This is a genomic window from Streptomyces sp. NPDC093600 (assembly GCF_044764755.1).
Classification (GTDB): Bacteria; Actinomycetota; Actinomycetes; order Streptomycetales; family Streptomycetaceae; genus Streptomyces.
Genome location: NZ_JBIWIU010000006.1, coordinates 268366 through 287678, shown reverse-complemented (window position 1 = coordinate 287678; position 19313 = coordinate 268366). Strand labels below are relative to the sequence as shown.

General features: G+C 70.7%; 18 protein-coding genes. 3 read left to right on the top strand and 15 right to left on the bottom strand.

Annotated elements, in window-relative coordinates; genetic code table 11:
• Positions 1–16 precede the first annotated feature (16 nt).
• A complete protein-coding gene (locus ACIRB4_RS17910; protein WP_403292253.1) occupies positions 17–1777 on the top strand; it encodes a VanW family protein in 1761 nt (586 codons plus the stop codon).
• On the opposite strand, the gene ACIRB4_RS17905 is transcribed toward ACIRB4_RS17910, so the two are convergent.
• Together ACIRB4_RS17905 and ACIRB4_RS17900 are read right to left on the bottom strand one after the other, a co-directional pair.
• The gene (locus tag ACIRB4_RS17905; RefSeq protein ID WP_403292251.1) at positions 1764–2618 is read right to left on the bottom strand and encodes a ketose-bisphosphate aldolase; all 855 of its coding nucleotides are present in this window, start codon (positions 2616–2618) and stop codon (positions 1764–1766) included. The genes ACIRB4_RS17910 and ACIRB4_RS17905 overlap by 14 nt on opposite strands.
• Positions 2618–3577: an SIS domain-containing protein gene (locus tag ACIRB4_RS17900; RefSeq protein ID WP_403292250.1), complete on the bottom strand. Its 960-nt coding sequence runs from the start codon at positions 3575–3577 to the stop codon at positions 2618–2620. Before ACIRB4_RS17900 ends, ACIRB4_RS17905 begins: the two co-directional genes overlap by 1 nt.
• A gap of 149 nt (positions 3578–3726) precedes the next feature.
• Here ACIRB4_RS17900 and ACIRB4_RS17895 point away from each other — a divergent pair, with 149 nt between their 5' ends.
• On the top strand, positions 3727–4527 hold the full coding sequence (locus ACIRB4_RS17895) for a DeoR/GlpR family DNA-binding transcription regulator (protein ID WP_403292248.1): 801 nt from the start codon (positions 3727–3729) through the stop codon (positions 4525–4527).
• 27 nt (positions 4528–4554) lie between these two features.
• On the opposite strand, the gene ACIRB4_RS17890 is transcribed toward ACIRB4_RS17895, so the two are convergent.
• From ACIRB4_RS17890 to ACIRB4_RS17840, 11 genes are all read right to left on the bottom strand, one after another.
• Positions 4555–6630, bottom strand: a complete 2076-nt coding sequence (locus tag ACIRB4_RS17890; RefSeq protein WP_403292246.1) for a phosphocholine-specific phospholipase C — start codon at positions 6628–6630, stop codon at positions 4555–4557.
• A 497-nt stretch (positions 6631–7127) separates the two neighbouring features.
• Positions 7128–8567 (bottom strand): DEAD/DEAH box helicase, encoded by a 1440-nt coding sequence (locus ACIRB4_RS17885; RefSeq protein WP_403292245.1) that lies wholly within the window; start codon positions 8565–8567, stop codon positions 7128–7130.
• 207 nt (positions 8568–8774) lie between these two features.
• Positions 8775–8978, bottom strand: a complete 204-nt coding sequence (locus ACIRB4_RS17880) for a cold-shock protein (RefSeq protein WP_100598391.1) — start codon at positions 8976–8978, stop codon at positions 8775–8777.
• A gap of 335 nt (positions 8979–9313) precedes the next feature.
• A complete protein-coding gene (locus tag ACIRB4_RS17875; protein WP_403292243.1) occupies positions 9314–10123 on the bottom strand; it encodes a pyridoxamine 5'-phosphate oxidase family protein in 810 nt (269 codons plus the stop codon).
• Complete coding sequence (locus ACIRB4_RS17870) at positions 10120–11424, bottom strand: globin domain-containing protein (RefSeq protein ID WP_403292241.1); 1305 nt, start codon at positions 11422–11424, stop codon at positions 10120–10122. Before ACIRB4_RS17870 ends, ACIRB4_RS17875 begins: the two co-directional genes overlap by 4 nt.
• 341 nt (positions 11425–11765) lie before the next feature.
• Entirely contained in the window at positions 11766–12173 is a 408-nt protein-coding gene (locus tag ACIRB4_RS17865; RefSeq protein ID WP_403292239.1) for a DUF3662 domain-containing protein, read from the bottom strand.
• Positions 12174–12208: 35 nt separating this feature from the next.
• Entirely contained in the window at positions 12209–12355 is a 147-nt protein-coding gene (locus tag ACIRB4_RS17860; RefSeq protein ID WP_403292237.1) for a hypothetical protein, read from the bottom strand.
• A 168-nt stretch (positions 12356–12523) separates the two neighbouring features.
• The gene (locus ACIRB4_RS17855; RefSeq protein WP_403292235.1) at positions 12524–13894 is read right to left on the bottom strand and encodes an MFS transporter; all 1371 of its coding nucleotides are present in this window, start codon (positions 13892–13894) and stop codon (positions 12524–12526) included.
• A 327-nt stretch (positions 13895–14221) separates the two neighbouring features.
• On the bottom strand, positions 14222–14893 hold the full coding sequence (locus tag ACIRB4_RS17850) for a GAP family protein (RefSeq protein WP_403292233.1): 672 nt from the start codon (positions 14891–14893) through the stop codon (positions 14222–14224).
• Positions 14894–15327: 434 nt separating this feature from the next.
• A complete protein-coding gene (locus ACIRB4_RS17845) occupies positions 15328–15873 on the bottom strand; it encodes an LURP-one-related/scramblase family protein (protein ID WP_403292232.1) in 546 nt (181 codons plus the stop codon).
• Positions 15874–15966: 93 nt separating this feature from the next.
• Positions 15967–16374 carry an SHOCT domain-containing protein gene (locus ACIRB4_RS17840; protein WP_403292230.1) on the bottom strand — a complete coding sequence of 136 codons (408 nt, stop codon included), beginning with the start codon at positions 16372–16374 and terminating at the stop codon, positions 15967–15969.
• Positions 16375–16662: 288 nt separating this feature from the next.
• Between ACIRB4_RS17840 and ACIRB4_RS17835 the strand changes: the two genes are divergently transcribed.
• Positions 16663–17613, top strand: a complete 951-nt coding sequence (locus ACIRB4_RS17835) for a DUF1214 domain-containing protein (RefSeq protein ID WP_403292229.1) — start codon at positions 16663–16665, stop codon at positions 17611–17613.
• Positions 17614–17630: 17 nt separating this feature from the next.
• On the opposite strand, the gene ACIRB4_RS17830 is transcribed toward ACIRB4_RS17835, so the two are convergent.
• Together ACIRB4_RS17830 and ACIRB4_RS17825 are read right to left on the bottom strand one after the other, a co-directional pair.
• Positions 17631–18854, bottom strand: coding sequence for a DUF2254 family protein (locus tag ACIRB4_RS17830; RefSeq protein WP_403292227.1), 1224 nt, complete (start codon positions 18852–18854; stop codon positions 17631–17633).
• Positions 18854–19288 carry a DUF2550 family protein gene (locus ACIRB4_RS17825; RefSeq protein WP_403292225.1) on the bottom strand — a complete coding sequence of 145 codons (435 nt, stop codon included), beginning with the start codon at positions 19286–19288 and terminating at the stop codon, positions 18854–18856. The genes ACIRB4_RS17830 and ACIRB4_RS17825 overlap by 1 nt, the downstream gene beginning before the upstream one ends.
• Between the last annotated feature and the right edge of the window lie 25 nt (positions 19289–19313).

The following is a 19313-nucleotide window of genomic DNA, read 5'->3' as shown; positions in this document are numbered from 1 at the left end:
TGCTGCGGGAGGGTGTGTGCGTCGCTCCAGTACCGGTGAGGCCGCGGCCCCCTCACCTCGCGGCGGCCGCGGGCGCAGGCGTAAGCGCGGTGGCATACGGATCGCGGCGACGGCGGCCGGAGCGGTCGTCGTCGTCGCGGGCGGGCTGTACGTCGCCGGGCTCGTCGCCACCGGGGAGGACATATCCGAGGGCACGCGGGTCAGCGGCGTGGACATCGGGGGAATGAGCCGTGCCGAGGCGCGGGACCGGCTGGTCTCCGCGGCGCCCGCCTCCTGGACGGCGCCCCTCCCCGTACGCGTCGGTGACCGCACCGACATCGTCGCTCCGGCCGCCGCCGGGCTGACGGTCGACGCGGCGCGGACCGCCGAGCGGGCCGCCGACCCCTCCCGCGATCCGGTGACGGTGATCAGCCGCCTCTTCTCCTCCGGTGACCGCGACGTCGAACCCGTCGTCGCCTTCGACGAGGCCAAGGCCCGTACGGCGATGGCCGAGGTGGCGAAGCGCCACGACCGTACGACGGTCGAGGGCGCCGTCGCGTTCAAGGAGGGCAGGGCGGTCGCGACTCCGCCGCGCGACGGGGTGAAGCTGGACAGGGAGGGCGCCGTCGACGCGCTGCGCGCGGCCTATCCCGCCACCGGCCGGGATCCTGTGGCGCTGCCGGCCGCCGTCTCCCCTCCCCAGGTCGGCGCGGCGGAAGTCGCCCGGTTCATGAAGGAGTTCGCGACACCGGCCATGTCGGGCCCGGTCACGCTCACCGCCGTCGGCAAGCCGCTGCGGATCGCCCCGGCGACGCTCGGCGACCATCTGAAGGTGAAGGCGGACGGCAAGGGCCGGCTGGGCGCGTCGCTCGACGCGGAAGCGCTGATCCGCGATCCGGACGTCGCGCGGCCGCTCGACTCGATCGCCGACGGCCCGGTCGACGCGAAGCTGGGAGTGCGCGACGGGCGGGTGGTGGTGGAGTCGGACGGCCGGCCCGGCCACGAGGTGTCCGCCAAGGCGCTGAAGGACGCCGTGCTCCCCCTGCTGCCGAGGACGGGGGCGGCGGCCCGGACCGCGCCCGTCGCCACCGAGCTGATCCAGCCGGAGTTGACGGCCGAGTCGGTGGAGGAGCTGGGGATCAAGGAGCGGATGTCCACCTTCACGGTCAACTTCCCCCCGGCGCCGTACCGGACGATCAACATCGGCCGGGCGGTCGAGCTGATCAACGGCTCGCTCGTGCGGCCCGGTGAGGTCTGGAGTTTCAACCGGACCGTCGGCGAGCGCACGAAGGCCAACGGTTTCGTGGACGGCACGATGATCCTCGACGGTCAGTACCACTCCGCTCCGGGCGGTGGGGTGTCCGCCGTCGCGACGACCGTCTTCAACGCGGTCTTCTTCGCCGGGGTGAAGCCGGTCGAGTACGGGGCGCACTCCTTCTACATCGAGCGCTACCCGGCCGGCCGGGAGGCGACGGTCGCGTGGGGCACGCTGGACCTGAAGTTCCGCAACGACTCCGGCCACGGCATCTACATCGAGGCGACCTCCACGGACTCCTCGGTGACCGTCACCTTCTACGGCACCAAGAAGTACGACGAGGTGCTGGCCGTGGAGGGCCCCCGGACGAAGCTGAAGGAGCCCTCCGAGCGGAAGGGCACCGGCCCGCACTGCGAGCCGCAGACCCCGCTGGAGGGCTTCGACATCACGGTCGACCGGGTGTTCCGCGACGACGGCGCGGAGGTCGGGCGCGAGACGTTCCGCACGCACTACACCCCGCGCGACCGCGTCACGTGCGAATGAGTTCGGCGTCCGCCGTGAGGACTCCCAGCAGGTGGGTGACCTCCCGGGCGACCGCGTCCCTGGCCGGGCCCAGATAGCGGCGGGGGTCGACCGTCCCCGGCCGCTCCTCCAGGCGGTCGCGTACGGCCCGGGTGAACGCCTTGTTGAGGTGGGTGGAGACGTTCACCTTCGTCATCCCCGCGCCGACGGCCCGGGCGAGGTCGGTGTCGCCGACGCCCGACGATCCGTGCAGGACGAGGGGAAGGCGCACCGCCTCGCGCAGCCGGCCGATGAGGGCGAAGTCGAGGACGGCGTCGCGGGTGACCATCGCGTGGGAGCTGCCGACGGCCACGGCGAGGGCGTCGACGGCGGTGGCGGCGACGAACGCGCGTGCCTCGTCGGGGTCGGTGCGCACGCCGGGGGCGTGGGCGCCGTCCTTGCCTCCGACCTCGCCGAGTTCGGCCTCCACCCAGACGTCGTGGCGGTGGCAGAAGTCCGTCATCTCGCGGGTGGCGGCGACGTTCTCCTCGTACGGAAGCCTGGACGCGTCGAACATGACGGAGTGGAAGCCGAGTTCGACCGCCTCGCGGACCAGCGCGGGGGACTCGGCGTGGTCGAGGTGGACGGCGACGGGGACCGTCGCGCGGCGGGCGATGGCGAGGGTGGCGAGCCCGATGGGCTCCAGGGAGCCGTGGTAGCGGGCGGTGTTCTCGCTGATCTGGAGGATGACCGGCCGGCCGGCCGCCTCGGCTCCGGCGACGATGGCCTGGGCGTGTTCGATCTGGATGACGTTGAACGCGCCGGCTCCGGCGTTCCCTTCGCGCGCGCCGAGGACGACGGAGCCGGTGGTGGTCAGGGGCATCAGCCGTTCTCCCGGTCGGTGGAGGGCAGCACGACGGAGCGGGTGAGGTTGCGGGGCCGGTCCGGGTCCTGGCCCTGGGCCTCGGCGAGGGCGACGGCGAGGCGCTGCGCGCGGACGAGGTCGGCGAGCGGGTCGAGGTCCCCGTGCGCGGCTCCGGACTCCGCGACCAGGGTTCCGCCGACGCGGGCCACGTCGTCGGCGAGACCGGCGGGGACGGGGCCGAGGACCCAGGCGACGCGGCCCGGCGCCGTGATGCTGATCGGCCCGTGGCGGTACTCCATCGCCGGGTACGCCTCGGTCCAGGCGCCGGCGGCCTCGCGCATCTTGAGCCCGGCTTCGAGTGCCAGGCCGTAGGTCCATCCGGTGCCGAGGAAGGTGAACTGCTCGGCTTCGGTGATCGCGTCGGAGAGCGGTTCGGCGACGGCCCGTTCGGCGTGCCGGGCCGCCTCCTGGACCGTACGGACACCGGCGGGCAGGGCGGACTCGGCCTCCAGGTGGGCGCGGAGGAGGGCGAGGGCGGTGGTGGCGAAACGGGTCTGCACCACCGATTCCTCGTCGGCGAAGTCGAGTACGGCCACGGCGTCGGCCGCCGCCGTCACGGGCGTGGCCGGGTCCGCGGTGAGCGCGCCGGTCGCGAGGGAGCCCTTGACCTTGCCGAGCAGGTCGAGGACCTCGGTGGTGGTGCCCGAGCGGGTGATGGCGAGGATCCGGTCGTAGCCGCGACCGAGCGGGAACTCGGAGGCGGCGAAGGCGTCGGTCTCACCGTGCCCGCCGGTCTCCCGCAGCTGTGCGTAGGCCTGGGCGATGAACCAGGAGGTGCCGCAGCCGACCACGGCGACGCGCTCCCCGCGCCGGGGCAGGGCCGCGCGGTGCCGGGGAAGGGTCTCGGCGGCCCGGCGCCAGGTGGCGGGCTGGGAGGCGATCTCGGCGGCGGTGCGGGAGGGTCCCGAGGTGGGCACGTACGGCTCCTTCACAGACAAGCGATGCTCGATCATGCTCACAGGTTCGCTATTTCGAGCACCTTCGAGCAACGACATGGTGCGCAGTATCCCTGAGCCGGGCCGTACGGTCCAGGGCCCGGACGGCGTACGGCGCTAAAATCGCGATCATGTCCAAACACGAGCGGTGGAACACGCTCCTCGAACTGCTCGCGTCCACCGGCAGGCTGGAGGTCGACGAGGCCGCGTCCGCGCTCGCCGTCTCCCCCGCCACGATCCGCCGGGACCTGGACGAGCTCGCCGAGCAGCGCCTCCTCGTCCGCACCCGCGGCGGGGCCGTTCCGCAGGGGGTCTCGTACGAACTGCCGCTGCGCTACAAGTCGTCGCGGCACGCCTCCGAGAAGCAGCGCATCGCCGCCGCGGTGGCGGACCTGGTCCACGAGGGCGAGGTCGTGGGACTCAACGGCGGCACCACGACGACGGAGGTGGCCCGGGCGCTGGCGCTGCGCTTCGGCACCGGCCGGGCCGAGACGCACGGGGCGTCGCCCGCCCCCGCGCTGACCGTGGTCACCAACGCGCTCAACATCGCCGGTGAGCTGGCGGTTCGCCCGCAGATCAAGATCGTCGTCTCCGGCGGTGTGGCCCGCCCGCAGACCTATGAACTGGTCGGGCCGCTGGCCGCCAGTGTGCTCGACGAAGTGGTACTCGATGTCGTCGTCCTCGGGGTCGACGGCGTCGACCCCGAGCTGGGTGTCATGGCCCACCACGAGGACGAGGCGGCGATCAGCCGCCTCTTCGCCGAACACGCGAGCCGGGTCGTCGTGGTCACCGACTCCTCCAAGATGGGCCGGCGCGCTTTCGCCCGGATCTGCGGCCTCGACCGGGTGGACGTCCTGGTGACGGACGCGGCGATCCCGGCGGAGTCGGTGCGGCACCTCACGGATGCCGGGGTGCGGGTCGTCACCGTCTGACCGGCCGCACCGACTCCCCCTCGGCGCTCAGCCCGTGACGATCCCGGGGTCGCTGACACCGGTGGCGCCGGTCTCGACGTGTCCGGCGAAGCGCCGCAGGAAGGTGCTCTCCCGGTCCGAGACGACGGTGACGTCGTACCACCGCCTGCTGCCGCGAAGATCCATGGTGTGGCGCACCGTGGCCCCTCTGGCCACCTTGAAGGTTTGCGACTGACCGCCGTACGCGCGTGCTTGAGTGACCGTCAGGTGGACGTCGACGGCGCCGGGGTTGGTCATGGTGAGCGACAGGGAGCCGGTGGCCCCGTCGTGACGAGCCGTCACCTCGGGCCCGGCGGTCTTGCCCGGCCCCCTGAAGGTGCGCAGGAAACCGTTGGGGCCGCTCACCGTCAGGTCGTGGACCCCTTGCGAGTAGGCGCTGTTCCAGGTGTCGGACAGGGTCTTGCCCGCCTCCGTGGTGTACGTCCACGGCCCGTCGGTGCGATTCCGTGCGGTGACGTGGAAGAACGCGCCCGCCCTGGCCCCGGAGCCGAACGTGAGCGTGTAGCGGCCGGTCGACGGAGTGGCCGATCCGTCGACGACGAGGTCGTACGGCAGCGCCCGGGTGGGGCGGGCGCCGGGCTCCTGCGGGGGCAGGGCCGGCTTGGCGGGCGGCTTCGGTACGTAGCTGGGGTGCCGGTCGCCGTCCGGCGGCCGGTAGCCGCTGGTGTCGGGCAGCACCTCGGGCGTCGCATCCTCGAGACCGAAGTCGAAGGCCGAGGTCAGATCGCCGCAGATGGCCCTGCGCCAGGGCGAGATGTTCGGTTCGGTGACCCCGAAGCGCCGCTCCATGAAGCGGATGATCGAGGTGTGGTCGAAGACCTCGGAGCAGACGTAGCCGCCCTTGCTCCACGGCGAGACGACGATCATCGGCACCCGCTGGCCGAGGCCGTAGACGCCCGCGGCGTAGCGGGAGTCGCCGGGGAAGTGGTCGAGGGTGGTGTCGACGGTGGACAGCCCCTGGGCGGCGGAGGCCGGCGGGTAGGGCGGGACGACGTGGTCGAAGTAGCCGTCGTTCTCGTCGTACGTGATGAACAGCGCGGTCCTGCTCCACACCTCGGGGTTGGAGGTGAGCGCGTCGAGCACCTGGGAGATGTACCAGGCGCCGTAGTTGGCGGGCCAGTTGGGGTGCTCGGTGAACGCCTCAGGGGCGGCGATCCAGGAGATCTGCGGCAGCCGGTCCGCGGCGACGTCCGCGCGGAGGATGTCGAAGAGCCCGTCGCCGTTCTTGACGTCGGTGCCGGTGCGGGCCTTGTCGTAGAGCGGGTTCCCGGGCTGGGCGTTGCGGTAGGAGTTGAAGTACAGCAACGAGTTGTCACCGTAGTTGCCGCGGTAGGCGTCGTCGATCCAGCCCCAGTGGCCGGCGGCGTTCAGGCCGTCGCCGATGTCCTGGTAGATCTTCCACGAGACCCCCGCCCGCTCCAGGCGCTCGGGGTACGTCGTCCAGCCGTAGCCGAGTTCGTCGTTGCCGAGCACCGGGCCGCCGCCGGTGCCGTCGTTGCCGGTGTGACCCGTCCACATGTAGTAGCGGTTGGGGTCGGTGGCGCCGATGAAGGAGCAGTGGTAGGCGTCGCAGACGGTGAACGCGTCGGCGAGCGCGTAGTGGAACGGTATGTCGTCGCGGGTCAGGTACGCCATCGTCCCTGCGGACTTGGCGGGGATCCACTGGTCGTACTTGCCGTTGTTGAAGGCCCTGTGGCCGCCGGCCCAGTCGTGGTTGAGGCCCGCGATGAACTGCATGCCGAGGTCGTCGGCGGTCGGGTGGTACGGCAGCACCACCTTGTTGCCGTCCGCCTGGTACCAGACCGGCTTACCGCTGGGGAGGGTCACCGGGCGGGGGTCGCCGAAGCCGCGGACCCCGTTGAGCGAGCCGAAGTAGTGGTCGAAGGAACGGTTCTCCTGCATCAGCACGACGATGTGCTCGACGTCGGCGAGTGTGCCGGAGGTCCGGGCGGCGGGGATGGCGGCGGCCCGGGCGATGCTGCCGCCGAGCGCGGTGAAGCCGGCGGTGGCGCCGGCCATGGCGCCGGCGATCTGGAGGAAGCGGCGCCGATGGAGTTCAGTCATGGGTCCGAGCACCTCTGCGGGATGGGGGACGGTGGTCCGAGCGAGCCCAAGATCAGCGGGGTGAGGGGACGGGGGCGTGTCGTCGACGCGTGGGGGCGCGGTACAGGTCATGAACGCGGAACCAAGGGGGCGTCCTCACGGCCGGGTTCACCGTAGGGGCGGGCGGGCCGGTCGTGGCGGGGTGCGACGAAGAGTCCATGGAGTCGTACGAGAAGTCCATGCCCGCGCTTGTGGGGACCTACGGGTACGCCGAACGGCCCGGCGGCGGGGCGGTCTCGCTGCCGGGGGGGTAGGCGTGGGGCACGCCTCCAGGGGGTGACGCGTCGGGGGTCACACGCGTGGGGTCACCCGTCGGGACTGACGCCCTCGGCCCTCACGCGGCCGGGTTCACGCCCAGGGTCACGCGCCGCGGGTAACGCACCCCGGTTCAAGCCCCTTGGGTCACGCGCCGCGGGTAACGCACCCCGGTTCAAGCCCGCCGGGTCATGCGCCGCGGTTCACGCGCCGCGGCGGATGCGGGCGGCCTTGCGGGCCTCGGCCGTCTGCCGGGCCTCGGCGGCCCGACGGGACTCGTTCTTGGCGCGGCCCGGCTTCCCGGGGACGGTTCCCATGCCCCGGAAGGCTGCGCCGCCGCGCTTGGTGCGGTCCGTGGCGGGCGCGTTGCCGCCGAGGGGGACGCCGGAGGGGGCCTGGGCGCCGGTGATGCGGCTCAGTTCGGCCTCGCCGGAGCGGACCTGGGTGATCAGGGGGCGGATGCCCGCTTCGGACAGGACGCGCGCCATGTCCCGGCGCTGGCCCGCCGTCACCAGGGTGACGACGCTGCCGGACTCGCCCGCGCGGGCGGTACGGCCACCGCGGTGCAGATAGTCCTTGTGGTCGGCCGGCGGGTCGACGTTCACGACGAGGTCGAGGTGGTCGATGTGGATGCCGCGGGCCGCGACGTTCGTCGCCACGAGCACCGTGATCTCGCCGGTCTTGAACCTCTCCAGGGTCCGGGTGCGCTGCGGCTGTGCCTTGCCGCCGTGCAGGGCCGCGGCCCGTACCCCGCTGCCCAGGAGGTGCCGGGTGAACTGGTCGACGGCGTGCTTGGTGTCCAGGAACATGAGCACGCGCCCGTCCCGAGCGGCGATCTCCGTGGCGGTGGCGTACTTGTCGGCTCCGTGCACCTGGAGGACGTGGTGGTCCATGGTGGTGACGGCGCCGGCGGAGGGGTCGACCGAGTGGACGACCGGGTCCTGGAGGTAGCGGCGCACCAGGAGGTCGACGTTGCGGTCGAGCGTGGCCGAGAACAGCATCCGCTGGCCGTCGGGGCGCACCTGGTCGAGCAGTTCGGTGACCTGCGGCATGAAGCCCATGTCGGCCATCTGGTCGGCCTCGTCCAGGACGGTGACGGCCACCCGGTCCAGGCGGCAGTCCTTGCGCTCGACGAGATCCATGAGGCGGCCGGGGGTGGCGACGAGGACGTCCGCCCCGGTGCGCAGCGCGGTCGCCTGCCGCCCGATCGACACGCCACCGACGACGGTGGCCAGCCTCAGCTTCAGCGCGCCGGCGTACGGGGTGAGCGCCTCGGTGACCTGCTGGGCCAGTTCGCGGGTGGGGACGAGGACCAGGGCCAGCGGCTTTCTGGCGTCCGCCCGCTGTCCGGCCGTCCGCGCCAGGAGCGCGAGGCCGAAGGCGAGCGTCTTGCCCGATCCGGTGCGGGCGCGGCCCAGCACGTCCCGGCCCGCGAGGGCGTTCGGCAGGGTGGCCGCCTGGATGGGGAACGGCGTCTCGACGCCGAGCTCGGCGAGCACGTTCCGCAGGGCGGTGGGCAGCTCCATGTCACCGAAGCTCGCCGCGGCGGGAAGGGCCGGCGTCAGGGTCTCCGGGAGCGCGAACTCGTCGGAGCGGGCCGAACGCTTCACGGAGGGACGGTTCGTCGCGGACGAGCGGTTCATGGACACCTTCCTCGACATGGCGGTTTCGGGGAATTCGATGCGGCCATGGAGCGAATGCACGGGGAATGAACGGGGGCCTGGGCGGAAAAGGCGCCCGGGTGAATTGCGGATCCGGTTCAGTGAGCCGGACCGTGGAAAAACGAACGAGCCGGGGCCCTCACCTCGCGGTGGGGACCCCAGCTGCGTCGTTACGCCTCAGCGTGTGCGTCAGGCGGGAACGATGTTCTCGGCCTGCGGGCCCTTCTGGCCCTGCGTGACGTCGAAGTTCACCTTCTGGCCCTCCTGCAGCTCACGGAAGCCCTGGGTGGCGATGTTCGAGTAGTGGGCGAAGACGTCGGGGCCGCCACCCTCCTGCTCGATGAAGCCGAAGCCCTTTTCCGAGTTGAACCACTTCACGGTGCCAGTAGCCATGCCATATCTCCTTCGGGGCATTACCCGGGCCCGCACTGTGCGAATCCCGGCGTCGCCGCGATGATTACCCCGTCCGGAAAAAGCACCGAAAATACAAAAGTGCCCGACGATGCGAGATCGTCTCGGGCACTTGAAGTCTTATGGGAACCACAACTGCAACTGCTGTCGACTGTAGCACGGAAGGGGCCCGCGTTTTGTGAACGCCAGAAAAAAATTCGGGACGGCGTCGCGGGGCCGGTCCGGCGCGCCGTGGCGCGCCGGGTGCGGGTGCGGCGCGGTGCCGCCGGGGCGCCCCCGCGGGTGCGGGGACGCCGACGGGGCGTACGTCACCCGCCTCAGACGGACACGTTTCCCGCGTTTCTGCTGAACCAGCCGCTGAACACCTCGTCGCGCGTGGCGCCCGTGCGTCGCTCCGCCCTCGCCAGGGCCTTCGACGCCTCCTCGCGCCACGCCTCCGCGTCCGCACGGGGCGGGGGAAGGAACGGTCCCCGCTCGGCCGCCTCGGCGCCGGCTCCGAAGAAGTCGCCGCCCTTGCGCTTGAAGTCGTCGGTTCCCCACGCGCGGCTGCCGCCCTGGACCGGCACCTTCTGCAGGTGGGGGATGTGCTTGGCGCAGTGGATGTACGCCTCCTCGACCGTGACCTCCACCCACAGCTGGGCGCGGCGGCCGGGTACGGGATCCACGGCGAGCCCGGGATGCGCCCGCCGCATGACGTCGTCGGCGACGATCCGCGCCCTGCCGTTGATGTGCAGTCCGATGCGGTCCCGGAGGAAGTCCACCATCAGGATGCCGACGTGCGGGTTCTCCTCGATGTTGCCGATGCTGGCGAGCACGCCGTTGCCCCGGTACTCCGGGTAGGCGACGGTCAGCTCGTCGAGGACCTGGAGGAAGCCGGGCGGGCCGGCCCGGAAGGTGTTGTCGCACTCCCCGTGCCGGTCGGCCGTCGCCAGGAAGAACATCTCCTGGCGGGCGGCGAACTCCCGCATCCGGGCGTTGAGCCGGTCGAGGACCTGCTCGGCGTAGAACTTGTCGGCCCGCTCCGTCGTGCCCATGCGCTGCTGGACGAAATGTTCGCCGTCGCTGCCGGGACGGGTCGTGCGCACCGCCGCCGCCTGCTGCTGCCCGGCCTGTTCGAAAGTGCTCAATTCCTTGCTCCGACCAGTTCCTCGATGGAGTCGTGCCGTATGCGGTGGGAGGGGATGCCGATCCCCACCAGGGTGTCGACGCTGCGACGGATCATCGCCGGCGGGCCGGACAGATAGGCGTCATAGGTGTGCCATGGGCCGTACTGGCAGACGGCGTCGGGCAGTTGGCCGCAGAGGTCGCCACCGGGACCGTCGTCGACGACCGGGCGGACCGAGAGCCAGGGGTGGGACTGCTGCATCCGGAGCATCGTGTCGATGTCGTACAGGTCGTGGTCGCGGCGGGCGCCGTAGAACACCTGGACGGGGCGGCGGCGGCCGTGCTCGGCCACGTCCTCGATCAGGGCCTTGATGGGTGCGATGCCCGTGCCACCGCCCACGCACAGCAGCCCGTTGTCGGTGCTGTGGTCCACGGTCATCGACCCGGCGGGGGCGCCGAGGCGGATCACGTCGCCCGGACGGGCGCGGTGCACGAGGGCGTTGGACACCCAGCCGGCCGGCACCGCCTTGACGTGGAAGGAGAGCAGCCCGTCGGAGCGGGGCGCGGAGGCGAAGGAGTAGTGCCGCCAGACGCGCGGCCACCACGGCGTCTCCAGCGCGGCGTACTGCCCGGCGAGGAAGGGGTACGGGTGGTTGGGGCGCACGGTCACGACCGCGATGTCGGCCGTCCGCATCTCGTGCGCGACCACCTCCGCCTCCCACCAGGCGGGTGCCCGCAGCTCGTCCTCGGCGGCGGCGTCGATCATGATCTGGGAGATGGCGGTGTACGCGCCGACCCAGGCGGCCTCCGTCTCGGGGCTCCAGCTCCGCGTGGCATGGCGGGAGAGGGCTCCGATGAGGCACTCCCCCACGGCCGGGTAGTGCTCCGGGCGGGTGCCGTACTTCCGGTGACCGCGACCGAGGTGGGAGAGGTACGTGGTGAGGGTGTCGGCGTCGTCCACGTGTCTCGCCGCGGTGAGCAGCGCCTTGAAGAGGCGGTCGCGCTGGGCGTCCATCGCCGCGGGGAACAGGCCGCGCAGTTCCGGGTGCTGGAGGAAGAGCAGCGCGTAGAAATACGACGTGACCTTGTCGGCGATCGGCTCGATCTCGGCCATGGTCCGACGGATCAGGACGGCCTCGGGGGAACCGCCTTCGTCCTGACCGCCGACAGCGTCGGGCACGGGACGGTCGGGTATGGGGTGGCCGTTGGCCGCGGGGCCCGCGGGTATCGGGCCTTCTTCCGTCCGAGTTCCCTGTGCCGTACCGGTCGATTTCCTGCTGGGACTTGGACTGAACCAGCCCCCGCCCCCATTACTGCCGTCCATCGGATTGCCTCGCCTCGAACGTCTTTCGGTCGCTCTTCGCGGGCTCGACCCTACCCCGCCCGTCCGAATTCATGAACGGGATCCTCGGCGGCGCAAACCACCCTTGTGTCCCGGTTTTCCGGAGTCTCGACGCCGAGAAACCCGGGCATTGCCGGAAGTTACCCATCGGTTCAACGGATGGCACAGACCTCTCGCTCCACCTCAGGGGGGAATCCGCCGACGAAGACCGATCGCCACCCCGGGCCGCCACTTTCTTCACAGTCTTCCGGTCGACGGCGCACCCCAGACCGACGGCGCCGGCCGCCGCCCCAGGGCCGGCCGGCGCCGCCGTGCCCGGGGGTTCAGTCGGCCGCCGGGAAGGCGTCGGCGCGCACGTGCGCCATGGGGCCGCTGCTCACGCGGTACGGGTCGCCGGACGGGCGTCGCGTCGGGGTGACGCGTACGGCGAGCGGCCCGGCCCACTCGTACCCCTTCCGCTCGCCGTGGCGGGCCAGGTCGTCCGTCAGCGCCTGCCCCACGTCGGCGCCGCCGTGGCGCATCAACGTCTCGTGGACCTTCGTGTCCAGTTCCACCTCGTAGGCGTTGGGCACGACCACTCTGCTCTCGCTGCACACCACGGCGTGGGCGTCGCACTCACGGCGCAGCGCGTCGAGCAGCTCGACGGGCTCGCGCCGGCGGGCCTTGGAGAGCAGAGCGCTCTGCCAGCGCTCGAGAGATCGCTCCCACCGGGTCAGCCTTCCCCTGGCCATACGTCTGCCCTCCGCTCCTCGTCACCGGCTGTCGGTCACCGCCGCCCGCGCAGCCTGCCGAGCAGGGTGCGGGCCTGAGAGCGCTTGCGCGGGTCCGCGGCAGCCCGCCGCGCCGACGCGATCGCCCGCTGTCCCTGCGGGCTGCGGGTGAACTGCTTGATACGTGCCATCAATCCGGACATGTCCGTCTCCTTCTTCGGGCCGTGTACCGTCCGCCTACCCGGTGATGCCCTGTCGATGCCGCGAGACGCGTGTTCCACACGAATGCCGGGCAGGAAGCCGGCCCGGCACATCAGCGGGCCCCCTCCACCGGCGCGGCGAAGGGGGCCATGTGCCCGGTCGTGCCCGGATCAGACGTCGGCGCGCACCGGGGCCGCGGCCGGGGCCGCGTCCTCGGCGACCTCGGAGAGGTCGCGGTCGCGGGTCTCGCTGGCACAGGCGAGGGCGACGACCGTGAGGAGCGCGGCCGCGATCACGTAGAGGGCGATCGGTGTCGAGCTGCCGTAGTCGGCGAGCAGCGCGGTGGCGATCAGCGGCGCCGGGGCGCCCGCGGCGACGGAGGAGAACTGCGCTCCGATGGAGGCCCCGGAGTAGCGCATCCGGGTGGCGAACATCTCGGAGAAGAACGCGGCCTGCGGCGCGTACATCGCCCCGTGCAGGACGAGTCCGACGGTGACGGCGAGCAGCAGGGCGCCGAAGCCGCCGGAGTCGATGAGGGCGAAGAAGGGGAACATCCAGGCGCCGACACCGACGGCTCCGATGAGATAGACCGGTCGGCGGCCGATCCGGTCGGAGAGCGCGCCCCACGCGGGGATCACCGCGAAGTGGACGGCGGAGGCGATGAGGACGGCGTTCAGCGCGGTCTGCTTGCTCAGGCCCGCCGAGGTCGTGGCGTAGACGAGGATGAACGCGGTGATCACGTAGTAGCTGATGTTCTCCGCCATGCGGGCGCCCATCGCGATGAGCACGTCGCGCCAGTGGTGGCGCAGGACGGCGACCAGCGGCATCTTCTCCACCACGCCGGCGGCGGCCTGGCGTTCGGCGGCGGCGGCGAGCGCCGCCTTGAAGACGGGCGACTCGTCGACCGAGAGACGGATCCACAGGCCGACGATGACCAGCACACCGGAGAGCAGGAACGGTATGCGCCAGCCCCATGAGAGGAACGCGGACTCGGAGAGCAGCGCGGTCAGAGCGGACAGCACTCCGGTCGCGAGGAGTTGCCCGGCCGGCGCCCCGGTCTGCGGCCACGACGCCCAGAACCCGCGCCGCTTCGCGTCCCCGTGCTCCGAGACCAGCAGCACGGCACCGCCCCACTCACCGCCGAGCGCGAAGCCCTGCACCAGGCGGAGCACGGTGAGCAGCAGGGGCGCGGCCGAGCCGATGGTGGCGTGGGTCGGCAGCAGACCGATGGCGAAGGTCGCCCCGCCCATCAGCAGCAGACTCAGCACCAGCAGCTTCTTGCGCCCGAGCCGGTCCCCGTAGTGCCCGAAGACCAGCGCGCCCAGCGGCCGTGCGGCGAACCCGACCGCGTACGTCAGGAAGGACAGCAGCGTCCCGACCAGCGGGTCGGAGTCGGGGAAGAACAGCTTGTTGAAGACGAGCGCGGCGGCCGAGCCGTAGAGGAAGAAGTCGTACCACTCGATGGTGGTGCCGATGAGACTGGCGGCGACGATGCGCTTGAGGGAACCGGGGGGTGTGGGAGCGGTTTTTGCGGCGGCCATGTGCACCACTTCCGAGCGGGTGACGGGGACTGTTTCGTGTCGCCACACCGTAGAAAAGCGCAGGTCACCGGCGTATGTGGTGGGACACCATAGTTCTGGGTGGGAGAGTGCGCGCCGTCCCCATGCCAGGCTGCGGAGCCCCGCCGAGCGGCGCTTGCTGGGCCAATGGGCAGGTGCCAGGTCTACGTGGTGCGCCCTACTTTGACGGTGGCGTGCCGACACCCGTGCTGGTTCGGTGCTGACCACGGAGCGTTGAACTCGGGCATTCGCACACGGGTCGGATGCCGACGGAGTGCGTCTTCCCGCCCTTGGGCGCCGTGAAGTGTGTCAACTGGTGAGCTGGTAGAGGCTTCTTGCCGCCACCCACAGTCCTAGGAGGAGACAGAGCACGATGATGGCCTGTTCCTGGTGTCGTTGCAGCCAGGTGGTCAGTCTTGTCAGCGCCAGGTGCGTCGGCTGGGGCGCGAGGACGAGGGACGTTTCCATGGCCAGGAGGCTGAAGGAGGCCAGGATGCAGAAGCCGAGCAGGGCCAGGAAGGACTCCGCACGGGAGAGGTCGGCCTGGACGACGGTTGCCGCGGCGGCGCCGACCATGCCCCAGGGCTGAAGGAGCACGGCGACGACCGCGGAGGACCAGATCGTGCCGCGGTACATCCGGGAAGTCCGTGGGGAGGGGGAATCGGGCGCCGAGGGCGCCGCGGAGTCGCGGGCGGTGCCGCGGAGGTGGCGCCGGTAGAGGCCGTAGATGACCAGGGCGATCCCGAAGGCCAGCTTGGCGGCGAGTGCGGCGGTCGAGGGGGGTGACTTGGGCGGGGGCGGCTGTCCGCCGGTCAGGGCCAGGACGATGGTGATCACAGCGACGAGGCAGGCGAGCCAGGCGAGAACGAAGGCCAGTCCGTTCCACACACCCCGGGGCGCGGAGACCGCCATGATGAAGGCCATGATCGGCAGCGGATAGAGGGTGAGGCCGAGGCCGATGAGGATCAGGTCGAGTGTCATGACCCCACCCAGCCATCCTGATCGGCCCTTCGCTGCATCGGTCGACGAACCGGTGCCCGGCAGGTGTCGGCGTCGGGGGGTGCCGGCTGCGGAGCACGCCGAGAGGCGCCCTCGCTCCCCTCGACGCTCTTCTGGGGCAGAACGTTGACGGTAAGCGCTCGCTTCATGGCTCAGGCTTTTCCCGGCCGGTCGGCTTGTGTGCGGTGCTCTGCGTGTCCGGTCGGTCGGTGTCCAAGGGCTGGGTTTGCTTCTCGGCGCGGTGCCGGGTGACGCGGCTGGAAAGAGCTCGTGCGATGCCCGCGGCCACGGAGGTGCTGACGGGGATGCCCACGACGGCAGATCGTGCGGCGCTCTTCCTGGAGCGGCCCATTGCTCTCACCTCTACCTCCCGCGGCGCGGCAGGCCGGAGGCGCCGCTGGAACCGCGTACCGGGGTCAGTCCTCATGGGTCATGGCGTCGATGGCGACGGCAGCGGCAAGGACGGTGGTGGGGTCGGCTGCGGGGCCGATGTCCAGGCCATAGGTGTCACGGACGCGGAACCATCGCTTGGAGACTTCGGCGATCTTGTAGCCGTCGCGTTCGATCGCGTATTCATGGTCCACGATGTTGCCCTGGACGGTGAGTTCCTCCCCGTTCTCGGGCTTGATGACCCAGCGGTCGCGCAAGGGGCTGACGAGGGCCTTCTTGACCAGGGCGACGCGCCGACCGTCGGCGTCCTCGATCGCCATCGAGTCTTTGATTCGCAGGGGGCGGCTCTGGACGGTGGCGACGTTCCGTCCAGAGCGGTCTTCGATCTTGTACGTGCGGCGGGCGCGCAGGACCTTGCCGTTGACCTTGTACAGGTGCTCGCCCGCCTCGTTGTCGATCCAGTAGTCGTTGCCGAACGAGATCGCCTTCTGCCGCATGCGGTAGCGGGTGACACCCTCACCGCGATCGAAAGCCTGGTTCGCACGGCGGCGGTCCTTGCGTTCCTCGAACATCGCTCCATCCCCTTCTCCTGGCCGCAACCTCTTGTGACCGGCCTCGCCGACTCTCGACTCAGCGGACCACGCGGTTGCGACCACCGACCGTCGTCAGGCGAGCAGTTTGTCTTTCGCCTTCTGGAACTCGACCTCGGTGATCGCCCCTTGGGCTCGCAAGTCGACCAGCTTCGCCAGGTCTTCCACATGGTTGTCGGTGACGCCGTTGCTGCCCGGTGTGGCGGCGGCGTCCTTGATGTAGGCCTTGAACGCCGCGTCGGCCGCTCGGGCTTGCTCAACGTCGCGCGAAGCCATGCCTTTGCCGCGGGCGATGAGGTAGATGAAAACGCCGAGGAAGGGGAGCACGATGATGAGGACGGACCAGCCGGCCTTGCCCCAGCCGCCCAGGTCGTGGCTGCGGAAGATATCCGTGATGATCTTGAAGAGCAGGAAGAACCAGACGACGAAGAGGAAGAATTCCAGCATCGTCAGGAAGAGGTTCAGCAGAGGGTAGTCATCCATGGCGCTCCCTGCCGCGACGGGCTGCCGGGAGCAGCGGTCACGCGGCGATACGCGTCACCCTGAAGTGGGCGGCGTTCATATCCGTCATACCACCGCACTTCACCCAATGCCTGTCGTGGCCGCCTCACCAGCCGCCGGGCCCTCGAACCGGCCGTCCGCCCCCTTGACCGGCCGCGGACGAAGTCTGGAGGGCCCGAGCGAGCGATCGCAAGGCGAGTGATCACCCTGTGTTGCCGTAGCCATGCCCCCATGCAAGGATCCGAGAATAGGGGAGCTTGGGAGGATATAATGTCAAAAGCTCTACGAGTCAACGTCGACGACTTCGTGCGCGCCGAGACCGACCGCATGTTCAACGACCTCCAGCGGGCAGCCGGCGGCGTGAACACCTGGTGTCACAACCGCACCCCCACCCCCATCGACCAGCAGCCCGTCATCCGGATGAACCGGGACACGCTCTACAGCTTCGCGGTAGTCGACATCAGCCGCGGCGCGACCCTGAGCATCCCGGACCCCGGTGGTCGCTACATCTCGGCGATGGTCGTCAACCAGGATCACTACGTCAACCGCATCTTCCGCGAGCCCGGTGAGTACGAGCTGACCGTGGAGGAGTTCGACACTCCCTTCGTGGTGGTCGCCCTTCGGGTGCTCGTCGACCCCACCGATTCCGACGACTTGGCAGCGGTCGGCGAGCTGCAGGACAGGTTCGGACTCACGGCCGTGTCGGACCACCCGTTCGAACCGACCGACTACGACGAGGAGAGCCTCACCGCCACCCGTCAGGCCCTGCTCGAACTCGCCAAAGGCCTCAGTGGAGTGGAACGCGCCTTCGGCACGCGCGACGCCGTGGACCCCGTACGCCATCTCCTCGGAACGGCGGCCGGGTGGGGCGGGCTGCCTGAGACGGAGGCGTCTTACATCACCGTCAACCCGGGCTTGCCCGTCGGCGAGTACGAACTGACGGTTCGCGACGTCCCCGTGGACGCCTTCTGGTCGATCTCGCTGTACAACGCGGACGGATTCTTCGAGGCCAACGACCGGGATGCCTACAGCGTCAACAGCGTCACCGGAGTGCCCAACGACGACGGTTCGATCACCGTCCGTTTCGGAGGCTGCGCAGACGGCCGGGCCAACTGCCTGCCCATCATGGAGGGCTGGAACTACCTGGTCCGGCTCTACCGGCCCCACCAGGAAATTCTCGACGGCTCCTGGACCTTCCCCACCATCGACGCGGGTTCATGACGCATCGTGGGGTGGTCTCAGCTCGCTTCCCGCCCCGGGCCGGTCACGGTTTCGCTCCACACCACGGGGAAGCGTTCGGCGAGCTCGCTTTCGACCCAGGCCAGGCGGCGGGTCAGGGCCTCGTCGCGAAACGTGTGGCCGGCGCGCAAGTACTGGAGCACACCTCGCAGGCGGAGGAGTACAGCCGGTGAATTCGCCGCGGCGATGATGTCGTCGAGACTGGTGCGCAGGAAGGCCTCCCCGTCGGGGAGCCGCATCAGCACCCGCACCACCCCCTCGGGGTCGGTGATCCGCAGCCACCCCGCGGTCTCCCGTCCCGGCCCCGGCGCGCTGAGCAGGTCCTGAAGGCAGTCCAGTGCGTGGACGGCGGAGGCGGGGTCGTTCACCGCCGGAGAAAGCGCCCTCAGCGCGATATCGGCCAGCAGCTGGAAGGCGAGCAGTGGATCCTGCTCGAAGGTCCGCTCCACTCCGGTGACAAGAGCGTCCAGGACGGCCGGCGGCGCCAGCTGCCCGCCGTGCACGTCGGCGACCCGCGTGCCGCGGTGCACAGTGGTACCCGGAATCGTGTGCAGGACGACGACCGCGTTCGCCTCCTGGGCGGCTTCCAGCAGCCGCTCCCCGTCGACTTGCTGCAGCACGGTCATGGAGGCGGGCCAGGTGACGGCGGAGGTGAGCGGGGGCAGCACGGTCGCTTTCGTCGGGGATGGGCCGCTCTCAGGCTCCTGGGGGCGGAGCGGTTCAAGAATGGCGCGGCCCCGAGCGGTGACCTCATGCAGAACCGGCGCGATCTGGATGGACGCGAAGGCGTGCATCTGCAGGCTCCGGAGCAGGGTCAGCAGGATGAGCAACAGGATTCCGGCGAGCACCGGTACCGACACCGACACGCTGGGGCGAGTGCCGATGGTGAGGGCGGCGGTGATGCAGAAGACGGCCAGAGCGAGGGCGAAGGCGAACGTCCGCCAGACGACCGGTTCCTGACGGAAGAGGGTCAGGCGCGGGGTGAAGGTGGTGTGGGCCCACTGCACCACCAGGAAGAGCAGCGAGAAGATGATGCCGCTCACGCCCAGAACACCGAAGCCCAGCCCCAGCAGCATGTCCGTGACCTGGCGTGCTGCCAGCTGTGGGCCGACGGAGACTCTCGGCAATGCCAGGCCCAGTCCCAGTCCCGTGAGGGTGAACAGCAGCTGGGTGCGTCCCGCGTGCAGACGGTTCGTGCGCCGCCAGGGAGCTGTGGGCGTCATCAGGTTCGGCGCGCTCGACGCCCGTGCGCGGCGAAGGGGCCCACCGCCGCTTCCCGCGCTCCCGACGCGACAGCGACCGCGATCCGCGCTCCGCCTTCGACGGCCAGGAACACGACCGTGACGCTCTTACCCAGCCGTTTCACCTCGCCGGGCTCGGCCGTACGAGCGGGACCCGCGACCTCATCGGCCAGGACGAACTCGCTACGGAAGAGAAAGGGGGCCTTCTCCCAGACAAGGACGTCGCGCACCCAGCGGCCGTAACCCCGCCGCCACTTCCCGCCCAGCCCCGGTACCTGGCCCTCGACCACCCGGATCGCGCCCTTGAAAGCCCCTGGCCGGCGGCTGACCCAGCGTCGACGTGCCAGCACGGCGGCCAGCAGGACGACGATCACCACCAGATCCACACCCAGGACAGCGAGCAGTGCGATCAACATGGTTTCGATTATCCCGCCGTGCCGG